The sequence below is a fragment of the Streptomyces swartbergensis genome (genome assembly GCF_002148965.1).
Taxonomy (GTDB): Bacteria; Actinomycetota; Actinomycetes; order Streptomycetales; family Streptomycetaceae; genus Streptomyces; species Streptomyces swartbergensis.
Genome location: NZ_NGFN01000324.1, coordinates 1 through 9,756, shown reverse-complemented (window position 1 = coordinate 9,756; position 9,756 = coordinate 1). Strand labels below are relative to the sequence as shown.

9 protein-coding genes and 2 pseudogenes are annotated in these 9,756 nt (G+C 70.6%); 6 read left to right on the top strand and 5 right to left on the bottom strand.

Annotation, left to right across the window (positions count from 1 at the left end; translation table 11 throughout):
- The coding region (locus tag CA983_RS34790; protein ID WP_086604745.1) for a hemerythrin domain-containing protein at positions 1-444 on the bottom strand (444 nt) is incomplete at its 3' end.
- Positions 445-1,033: 589 nt separating this feature from the next.
- Here CA983_RS34790 and CA983_RS34785 point away from each other — a divergent pair.
- Together CA983_RS34785 and CA983_RS34780 are read left to right on the top strand one after the other, a co-directional pair.
- Positions 1,034-2,218, top strand: a complete 1,185-nt coding sequence (locus CA983_RS34785) for a PP2C family protein-serine/threonine phosphatase (RefSeq protein ID WP_244207223.1) — start codon at positions 1,034-1,036, stop codon at positions 2,216-2,218.
- 96 nt (positions 2,219-2,314) lie between these two features.
- Positions 2,315-2,575, top strand: coding sequence for a GlsB/YeaQ/YmgE family stress response membrane protein (locus tag CA983_RS34780; RefSeq protein WP_086604743.1), 261 nt, complete (start codon positions 2,315-2,317; stop codon positions 2,573-2,575).
- 316 nt (positions 2,576-2,891) lie between these two features.
- On the opposite strand, the gene CA983_RS48440 is transcribed toward CA983_RS34780, so the two are convergent.
- Both CA983_RS48440 and CA983_RS34770 read right to left on the bottom strand, forming a co-directional pair.
- Positions 2,892-3,317 carry a DUF6183 family protein gene (locus CA983_RS48440; protein ID WP_244207222.1) on the bottom strand — a complete coding sequence of 142 codons (426 nt, stop codon included), beginning with the start codon at positions 3,315-3,317 and terminating at the stop codon, positions 2,892-2,894.
- A gap of 766 nt (positions 3,318-4,083) precedes the next feature.
- Complete coding sequence (locus CA983_RS34770; RefSeq protein ID WP_086604742.1) at positions 4,084-4,659, bottom strand: Rv1733c family protein; 576 nt, start codon at positions 4,657-4,659, stop codon at positions 4,084-4,086.
- A 543-nt stretch (positions 4,660-5,202) separates the two neighbouring features.
- On the opposite strand from CA983_RS34770, the gene CA983_RS34765 reads away from it, so the two are divergent.
- From CA983_RS34765 to CA983_RS34755, 3 genes and pseudogenes are all read left to right on the top strand, one after another.
- On the top strand, positions 5,203-5,625 hold the full coding sequence (locus CA983_RS34765; RefSeq protein WP_086604741.1) for a CBS domain-containing protein: 423 nt from the start codon (positions 5,203-5,205) through the stop codon (positions 5,623-5,625).
- Positions 5,626-6,010: 385 nt separating this feature from the next.
- Entirely contained in the window at positions 6,011-7,045 is a 1,035-nt protein-coding gene (locus CA983_RS34760) for an alpha/beta fold hydrolase (RefSeq protein WP_086604740.1), read from the top strand.
- A gap of 57 nt (positions 7,046-7,102) precedes the next feature.
- Positions 7,103-7,309, top strand: a pseudogene (locus CA983_RS34755) (Hsp20/alpha crystallin family protein); the annotation flags it as partial.
- 109 nt (positions 7,310-7,418) lie between these two features.
- Here CA983_RS34755 and CA983_RS34750 read toward each other — a convergent pair.
- Together CA983_RS34750 and CA983_RS49300 are read right to left on the bottom strand one after the other, a co-directional pair.
- Entirely contained in the window at positions 7,419-8,477 is a 1,059-nt protein-coding gene (locus tag CA983_RS34750) for a hypothetical protein (protein WP_086604739.1), read from the bottom strand.
- Between the two features lie 150 nt (positions 8,478-8,627).
- Positions 8,628-8,729, bottom strand: a pseudogene (locus tag CA983_RS49300) (hypothetical protein); the annotation flags it as partial.
- A 403-nt stretch (positions 8,730-9,132) separates the two neighbouring features.
- Here CA983_RS49300 and CA983_RS34740 point away from each other — a divergent pair.
- On the top strand, positions 9,133-9,756 hold a 624-nt coding region (locus CA983_RS34740; RefSeq protein WP_086604738.1), incomplete at its 3' end, for an SOS response-associated peptidase.

The following is a 9,756-nucleotide window of genomic DNA, read 5'->3' as shown; positions in this document are numbered from 1 at the left end:
AGCGTGTTCCTTGGCCGAGCGGACCTCCTCACCGAGCTGCGCCAGGGCGTCGGCGGAGCAGGAGTCGGCCAGCATCGGGAAGAGCCGGTTCTCCTCGTCGCTGACATGGGCGGTGACGGCGTTCTTCAGCCGCAGGATCAGCGTGTCGAAACGCCCGTCGCCGGGACGGCAGTCTTCGAGTTCCTTGAGCATGCGCTCGACCTCGCTGTGGTCGGCGATCTCCTTGTCGGCGAGGTCGTCTCCCCCGTCGACGTACCGTCGCACCGCCGGGTACAGGTACTCCTCCTCGGCCACCGAGTGCCGGATCAGCTCCATCGTGAGCCGGTCCGCCAGTACACGCCGCTGCTCGTCGGCCCCGGGCAGCGCTTCGATCTGCGCGAAGAGGTCCTCCACCTCGCGGTGATCCGTGGTCAGTTCCTGGATGACATTTCCGCCGTGTCCCATGGGTTCTCCACTCCTTGTCGTACTGAGGCGGGGGCGCTACCGGCTCTGTCCAGCGCTCCACCGGCTCGCCACCCAGCAGGGATACCTGCCACGCCCGAACCGGCGCCCTCATGCGGGTCCACCACTTCACTCCGCTGGCGGACAGCATCCGGCCGGTACCGCGGAGGAGTTACGCCTCGCGCCGGTGATCGGGCGCGTTGACGATCTCCGTCACGTTGGCCTACTCGCCGCGTCCGGCAGCCGTCGCACGGCATCCATGCCGCGTCCGGCGGCGGCACCGGTCACCCGGGTCCACACGGACGTCGTCGTCCGCGGGCGGCTCAGGCGCGTACGTCCAGCGCAGCAGTGCGCCGAGTGCTCCTGCCGGGCTCCCGGCCACACGGCTCCAGCAGCGGCGTCGGGCGGGCCGCCGTCGGGAAGCAGCAGGCGATCCGGCCCTGCGGCGACCAGGAGCGACGATGGCTGTCGGTCGCCGCGGTCTTGGGCCGAGTGTCCGCCGCGCCGCGAGGTGACACGCACCACCACGAGGGCCGCGAAGTGAATGCGAGTGGACTCGGGGAAGAAGCAGCGGCAACCGAGGGAGGCTGCCGTGGACGACGTATTGGGGCTGGGAGACGTCTTGGCGGAGGCGGAGGATGCCTCGCCGGTGGAGTCCGTCGATGTGGTGGCACGAAACCTGCTGAAGCGATTCGGAGCGACCTGCGTGTCGTTCCTCTTCGTCGACCTGATCGGGGAGGAACTCGTGCGGCTCACCACGGCCGACGGGGCAGAGAACGGCCGTAGAGCGACGCGTATCGGCCTGCGGGGCAGTGTGCACGAGAAGGTCCTGATGTCCCAGCGTCCGCATGTGGAACCGGACGAGGAGGGCGGCCACCGGGCCATCTCGCCGGTGACCAACCGCGGCGACTGCGTCGGGGTCTTGGAGATGACGTTGCCGCACACCGACGAGAGGGTGCTGCGTCAAGTCGATGAGGCTGCGCACGCGTTGGCGTACATCATCGTCACCGACCGGCGCTTCACCGACCTCTACCACTGGGGCCGACGCACCCCGGCGACCAGTCTGGCCGCCGAGATCCAGCATCAGTTGCTGCCGTCCGCCGCATGCTGCGAAGCCGAACAGTTCGCCGTCGCCGGCGGGCTGGTGCCGGGTGACGACATCAGCGGTGACACGTACGACTACGCCCTGGACCGGGACACCCTGCATCTGTCCATCACCGACGCCATGGGGCACGACACCGAATCCGCGCTGCTGGCGACCCTTCTGCTCGGGGCACTGCGCGGCGCCCGGCGCGCCGGATGCGGCATCGCGGAGCAAGCCCGTCAAGCGCACCAGGCGCTCCTCGACCACGACCGCGGCATGGCCACCGGCCAGTTGCTGCGCATCTGCCTCGACACCGGCAGCGTGCAACTGGTCAACGCCGGTCACCCGCGGCCGCTGCTCCTGCGCGACGGCACCGTCGAGGAACTGGCCCTCTTCGCCAACCTGCCCTTCGGCGTCGCCTCGCCCACCGCCTTCCAGGTCCAGGAACTGGAGCTGCGCCCCGGTGACCGGCTGTTCATGCTCACCGACGGCATGCAGGAACGCGGCGCGGCGGGTGTGGACCTGCCCGCGCTCATCCGCGACACCCGTACCCGCCACCCACGCGAGGCCGCCCGGCACCTGGCCACCGCCGTCCGCGACGCCTGCGGAGGCCACCTCGAGGACGACGCCACCGTCCTGTGCCTGGACTGGTACGGCGCGCGGACGGATGCCCCGCGGCGGTGCACCCCATGAACCGGCGCCGAACTCCCTGTCGTGGACCACGCTTATGGCGGCCTACGGCGGGCACACGTGTGTTGCCCGAAAGGGCACTGAACGGAAGGAGTTGTCGTGTCTTTCCTCTGGGCGATCATCGCGGGGCTCATCATCGGCCTGCTGGCCAAGCTCGTCATACCCGGACGCCAGCCCATTCCCCTGTGGCTGACGGTCATCATGGGCATCATCGGGGCCGTCGCCGGCAACGCGCTCGCCACCGCGTTCGGCGTGCGCGACACCGGCGGTATCGACTGGATCCGTCACATCTTCCAGATCGGCATCGCAGCCGTCCTGATCGCGTTCGTCACCCCGTTGTGGGCCCGACGGCACGCATGATGGTTCACCCACCTCACGGGACGATGTGCCAGGCGTGCGAGCAGTGAACTGGAACCCCTGGGGCCGCTTCGGGCCCTGGCGGCAACGGCCCCAGGGATCCAGGACGTTGGAGGAGCTACGACCCGACGTCGTGTCCGTCCAGGACACATGGAGCACGCACAGCATCAACCAGTCCCATGAGTCGGCCACCCGCTCGGCCTGCAAGCGATCTTCGGCCCGAGCACGTGCCGGAGCCCCAGCCGGGCCCCGAAGCCCGCACTCCTCGGGCCGGCGATACTTCCTGGACCGGTGAGGTCCATGTTGCCTGATTCCGAAGTCAACCGGTGAGCTTCGTCCGTACGGTGGCTACCCGAGAGCGTCGCGCTCGACGTCGGTATCGGTCGCCGCCGGCACCGCGACCCGAGTCCGGGCGGGATCGAGTACGGCGAAAGCCGCGTCCGACGAGTCGTGGTGGAATCAGTCCGTGAACGCCATGAACCGCAACCACCGGTGATCCGCGGCGCGCCGCACCGCTTCCAGGAACGGTACGTCGGCGGGGCCCCATGAGCGCGTACAGACTGTCCCAGGCATACAGCCACGCGTACGCCCCACCCTGTCCCTGGCCGTTCACTCCGCCGTTGTAGGAAGCGGAGAAGAGTTCGTTGAGCACCTCGTCGGGTGTCGTGGCACAGGCGAGCGCGCTGCCCCGGTACGTGCCTTCGCCTGCCAGACAGCGCGGGGGCAGTTCCTCGATGAAGGACATGCCGAAGTCGTCAGTCGTCAGGGCTGAGCGGGCTCGGCAGCGTGAAGACCCGTGCCTCGGACTCACAGGCCCATCCGCCGGCCGTGAACGTCCCGGCAGCCGCCTTGGCCCGCCCGTCGTCACGTGTGTCACTGGCCCTGCGGCCCGCGGCGGCACCGCTGCCGGTCGAGGGAACCTCCGGGAAACGCGACCGGAGCTGCTGAGCCTTGACCAGCTTCGCGGCCACCGAACGCGGCAACCGATCGGCTTCCCCGGAATCCGTTGCCCCGAGGGGCAGCAGCCGACTCCACGACGTCCACGGCAAACGTCGCACAGTCCCGCGAGCGCGTGTCGGCAAGGGCCTCGGCGATCCGCCCGACGGCCCGCGCCACCGACGCGCCGCCGGACCCCTCGACGGACACCCGCCGGCCCAACCGCTGTGCCACTTCGTAGAGTTCCGTCGGCCTGAGCTCAGCCAGATGCCTCAACTCCGGTCGTGACCGCTCCCAGAGAGGTCGCTCGGAAGCGTCGCCGCCGGGCACCGCTTGCTCGTGGCTCACGCTCCGAGCCTACGGGCAAGGGGATCAAGTAACTCGGCTGAGGCATAGCCTGGTCGCTCGCCCACCCGGTGGTCTCGGGCACGAGGCAGCAACGGCCGAAGCCCGACGACAGACGCGGACGCATGGACAGTCGTGCCGCCGCAGTGGTCCTCGGCCGCCAACAGTCGACACCGCGACCGCCGCCCTTCGGCCCCGCCTGAATCGGTCGATGTCGCGCTCCAGGGCGATCAGCCGGTTTTCCAGCGGTTCCGGGTGTCGATGCGCTCCCATTCCGCGGCCCACTGCGCCATGCGGTGCCGCTCCAGCCCCAGACGCACAGCCCAGGCCGCGCCCAGCACGGCCCCTCCCGCTGCTGTCGCCGCCAGCACGCCTCCCGAGACTGCGTGCAGCCGTGCCTCATCTTCGGTCAGGGGCTCGGCCGTGACCTTGCCGCTCTGGTCGGTCCACACGGTGATCGTGCTGCCGGCTGGAGTCCTGGCCGGGACCCTGGCTTCGTCGGTGTGTACCGAGTCGTCCGGCGTGGCCCACCGCACAGTTGCCCAGACCCGGTAGTCGGCCGATGCCCGCGCGGGCGGACCCTTGGCGTCCTTGACGAGTACGGCGGAAACCTGCCGTCTCTCTGCCCGCTGTTGCTCGGCGTCCCGCTCGACCGCGTCCCCTGCCATCAGCCCCACCAGCAGGCCACCAGCAAGGGCGAGCACCCACCCGGCGAGCACCACCCATGCCTCGATGACGTCGCTGCGCCGCCGCAGCGGATTACGCCGCCACCGCCACAGCCGCACCCTCGCACATGACGCAGCCATCGGCCGACACTCCCTCGTCAGTACCCGACAGCAACAGCACCACTTCCAGTGTGCTCCCGGCCGGTGAGCCGCATCTACGCTCCTGGGCCGTCCACGGACAGCGGCAGTTGCTCGGCAAGCCATCCCGCCACAGCAGTGATGCCTTTGCCGGGCGGCTCACGGTGCGCCTCGATGCCCTGACAGACGTCCCTTACGAACCTCCAAGCCGCGTCGGCCCATGTGGCCGGAGCCCGCCCGCCCCGGCCCATCAGCGGTGATGGTTCGTTCTCCAACCGTCAGTTCGAGCGACGACCATCGCGCACGCGCCGTTACGGAGTGTTCGCACTCCTGACCAGCCAGGAACCTGAGCGGCAGAGCAGCCAGCGGGCCGCTCGTGGCCAGGCCGGTACGCGGAGGAGCGGTGTCCGCTCCGCATCGGCGCCCGGATGGCTCACGCCCGGGCGACGGGCCCCGGCGATGCCAGGAAGCTGAAGGTGGCCGGGCTGGAAGGCGAAGCCGGCCCGGCCGGCGCAGAACCGACCGAACCCGCGAGAGAGGCGAGCTATGACCACCGCCAAGGACATCATGACCCCGGGCGCCCAGTGGATCCCCAAGACCGAGACGCTGGACCGCGCGGCGCAGATGATGAGGGACCACGAGGTGGGTTCGCTGCCGGTCAGCGACCCCGACAACGAGGACCGGATGTGCGGCATCATCACCGACCGCGACCTCGTGGTGAAGTGCGTCGCGGCCGGGCGGGACCCCTCCCGCGTCACCTGTGGCGAGCTGTGCGAGGGCACGCCGCGCTGGATCGACGCCAACGCCGACGTCACCGACGTCCTGCGTGAGATGGAGGAACACCAGATCAAGCGCCTGCCGGTGATCGAGAACAAGCGGATGGTCGGAATGATCAGCGAGACGGATGTGGCCCATCACCTCTCCGACGATCAGCTCGCGGAGTTTGTCCAGCGGGTGTACGCGAGCTGACGCCAGCGCCTGCAGAAGCACCACAGGTGTGTCCCCCCGGACATCCGCCTTCGCGGCCACAGGGGCCCGGGGCTGCCTCTGCCGCCGGCGAGTGGAGCCCCGGCGCAGCCGGTACCGCGCAGCACACCCGGACAACAAGCTGCGAGGCCGAGAGTCCGTACGCCGCCAGCCGAAGCCCGCCGCCTAGCTCAAGAGCTGGGGCCAGGCCGAAGCCGCCGTGTCAAGCCGCCATGGCATCCACAGGTCTTGAACACAGGAGCCCTGGTGGACGGGAACCGTTGCCCTGGCCCGTCAGGAATCTGAATCTTTCCTCCCGTGTTTCCCTAACAGGAATCACTTGAGCTTCGTCTTGTGGAGTAGTCACGGGCGTGTGAGGAGTTCGGCGATGGCCTGGATATCTGCGCTCGTTTCGGTAGCCGGCCGAGGCGGTAGCCGTGTCGGCCAGGCCGCGGTGGGCCTGCGGGGCCTCGTGCTCGGCGCGCCGCTGCTGCGGCGGCAGTCCGCGGAGGGGTCCGGCGATGAGTGGGGGCACGTCGTCGTGGAGCCGCGGACGGCATGGTTCGTAGAGGGCCAGGCCGCGGATCTGGGGCCGGTGACGGTGGCGTACGAGCGACAGGGAGCCGGGGAGCCCGTGGTCCTGCTGCACGGGCTCGGATCCCACCGGCTGGCCTGGGACACGGTCGTGCCGCTGCTGGCCGGGCAGCGGGAGGTCATCGCGATGGACCTGCCGGGCTTCGGACAGTCTCCCGACCTGGACCCCGGTGTGCCCCGTGACCTCGATACGGCCGTGGTGTGGCTGGGGTCGGTGTTCGCGGCGCTGGGCGTGGAACGGCCGCATGTGGTGGGTCACTCGCTGGGCGGGCTGATCGCGCTGCGCCTGGGGCAGGCCGGGCTGGCGCGCAGCGTGACCGCGATCGCTCCGGCGGGCTTCTGGACCGGCACCGAGCGGCGCTACGCCTACGCCGTGGTGAACGCGGCACGCCAAGGGGTACGGCTGCTGCCGGGGCCGGCGCTGGAGGCGCTCGTGCGCACCGCGCCCGCCCACGCGGTACTGACCGGCACCCTGTACGGCCAGGCCGAGCTGTGCCCGCCGCACGCGGTCGTCGCGGCGCTGCGGACGTTGCGGAGCGCGGTGGCGTTCAGGGCGACCTTGGAGGCCGGGCGTGCTCCGGGTCTGTTCACCGGCGACATCCCCGACGTGCCAGTGACGATCGCCTGGGGCACCCGCGACCGCCTCCTGCCGCCTCGGCAGGCGACCCGGGCCCGAGCGATGATCCCGACGGCCCGCCTGGTGCCGCTGGCCGGCTGCGGTCACGTGCCGATGCTGGACGCGCCCGAACTGGTCGCCCACACGATCCTGCACGCCACCGAACCCGAGACGCATCCGCAGCCGGAACCCGGCCGCTCCGACGGACGATGAGACCGAATTGGAGCGCCCAGGCGGTGTCAGGTCTTCTGCGCGGGAATACCGCAAAAAAGCATCTCTGGTGAGGAACGCGAGCGCACCGGCGTCCTGCGCCGCGGCACACGCCGGACCGACCGGTTCGAGTACCGCACCCTGCTGCCCGGCGACATCAACGCCGAAGGCGTCGAGGCGACCTTGAGCGACGGCGTGCTGACCGTCAAGGTCCCCAAGGCCGAAGCGGGCAAGCCGCGCCGCAGCGAGATCACGGCCGGAGAGTGATCCCTCCCCGCGGAGGCGGGGACTCTCCCCCTGCCCGGCGACGTACGACTTCGCCGCCGCGGTGGCAGCCGCCCTGGGACCTGCCACACAATCCCAGGGCGGCTCTCGGTCAGGCCGACGCGCGCGCCTCGGCGGCGGAGATGATCTCCTGGCGTTGCCGGTGGCGCTGTTCGTACTCCAGCACCTGACGGGCCACGCCGGAGGGAGCGTCCTGCAGGCTCGCGGTGATCTCGTCCGTGTCCATGGCGTCGTAGCCGGTCCACGGCTCCGCTTCGCGCAGCTGCTCGATGGTCTCCAGCACCCTCTTCCGGCGCGCATGCGCACGCTCGTAGCCCTCGATCACGGTCAGATCCAGCTGGGACAGCGTGCGCAGCCGCCTCTGGAGCTGCTGCGTACTGAGCTGGCTGAACCCGGGAATCGGCAGGTCCTCCTCCCGCCTGACCGCTCCGAGGACCTCCTCGGCCATGGGGCCGGGCTCGGGCCTCTCCCGCCCCGCGCCCTCGGCCGCATCCCGGATCTGCCGGATGCCGCGCTCGGTGACGTCCCGTGCCCGGTCGAAAGCGCTCCACACCGTCTGAACCGCTGTGCCGGCCAGACCGCCGTTACCACCTTCACGCGGGCCGTGGCCATCAGTGGACGCCGCCACAGCGCGGGCGTGCTCGGCGAGGCTCTCCTCCAGCTCCCGCAGCAGTTCCTCGTCCTGGTGGCGCAGCGAGCCGAGCAGGTCGGCCGTGAGCTGGTCGTGCATCTGCTCGGCGAGGGCCTCCCCGGCCCGGCACACCGCCATGGCCCGCGCCGCAGCCGCGTACTCGTCCTCCACGTTCCTCATCAGCCGTCGCGGATCGGCCGGGCCCCCGCCGGGCAGCATCCTCCGGACGACCACCGACCCGATCGACAGCGGCAGCATCGCCGTGCGCACCGCCCCCCGCGAGACGGAGCGCGTCACACTCGCCGCGGTGCCCAGGACGCCCCGCGAGTGCAGAGCGCGCTCCTGACGCTTGATGCGCTGGACGCTGATCTGGACCTCGGCGGCCTGGCGCTCGAGCATCTGCCGGTACGGGCCCGGCGGCGTAACCGTCGCATCCGCCCGCAACCGGTCGAGGACCGCGGCATGCGCCTGGCGCGCATCCTCCAGTACCGGTACGAGTTCCTCCGTCATCACAGCCATACGGTGCTCCCTGCGGAAAGGTGAGGCGGCAATCCGCCGCACACGGAAAGCGGCCACCCCGAGCGCCCTCACGGCCAGGCAACCGGCACCATCCTGCGGGACCCACACCAAGATCGCCCGGCGGGCTGGGCCGGAAGGCCCAGGATCGCCTCACCGCCGCAGCGTGGCACCAACGCAGGCGAGCCAGGCGGGCTTGATGCGACCGGCGAGATCCCTGGCGACCTGTTCCAGCGTGGGACTGACCATGCGGCAGGGCCCGAACCACGTGGCCCAGAGGTCAACCCCGACCCGGCGCTGCGCTTTCTCGGCGAGTCCGTGAAGTCACTGACGGTGGCATAGCCGATCCGGGGCAGCGGCGCCTGGCAACGACCGTAGCGGGGATGCCCCTGGGCAGCGGCGGGCAGCCGGTCGCGGCGCCCCGACGGCGCCGCCTGACGCTCCTCGAGGGCCGGCACCGACGCCGGGCCATCTGGCCCCGGATGGCCCCAGATGGCCTGGGGGTACTACGACGCAGTGCGCACCGCCGCCACGCCGCGGAGGGCTTGATCACGTCAGGGCCCCGGCGCACGCTCGGCTACCGGGGTCGGGCCAGGCCACGCCACGCGCATCGTCATGCCGACCGCCGCGTCGCCAAGCGCAGTGGCACAGTGGCGGTATGTGCGGCCGCTATGTCTCCACCCGCAGCCCTGAGGACCTGGCCCAGCTGTTCCGCGTCACCGACTGGCATCCCGAGGAGACGCTGGCACCGAGCTGGAACGTGGCCCCGACCGACGACGTGTGGGCCGTGCTGGAGCGCCCCCCACGCGGAAGTGACGACACCGCGTCGCTGCGTCGGCAGCTGCGGCCGCTGCGATGGGGGCTGGTGCCGTCGTGGGCGAAGGACGTGAAGGTCGGCGCGAGGATGATCAACGCGCGGGTCGAGAGCGTCCACGAGAAGCCCGCCTTCCGCCGAGCGTTCGTCAAACGCCGCTGCCTGCTGCCCGCTGACGGCTTCTACGAATGGGAGCAGATCAAGGACAAGAAGTCGGGCAAAGCCCGCAAGCAGCCCTACTTCATTCACCCAGAGGACGGGCAGGTGCTGGCGCTCGCCGGCCTGTACGAATACTGGCGCAACCCGGAGATCAAGCCAGACGACGACCCTGCGGCCTGGCTGATGACCTGCACCGTCATCACCACGGAGGCCACCGACGCCGCCGGCCGCATCCACCCCCGCATGCCCCTCGCACTCACCCCCGACCACTACGACGCCTGGCTAGATCCCCGCCACGAGGACCCCGAC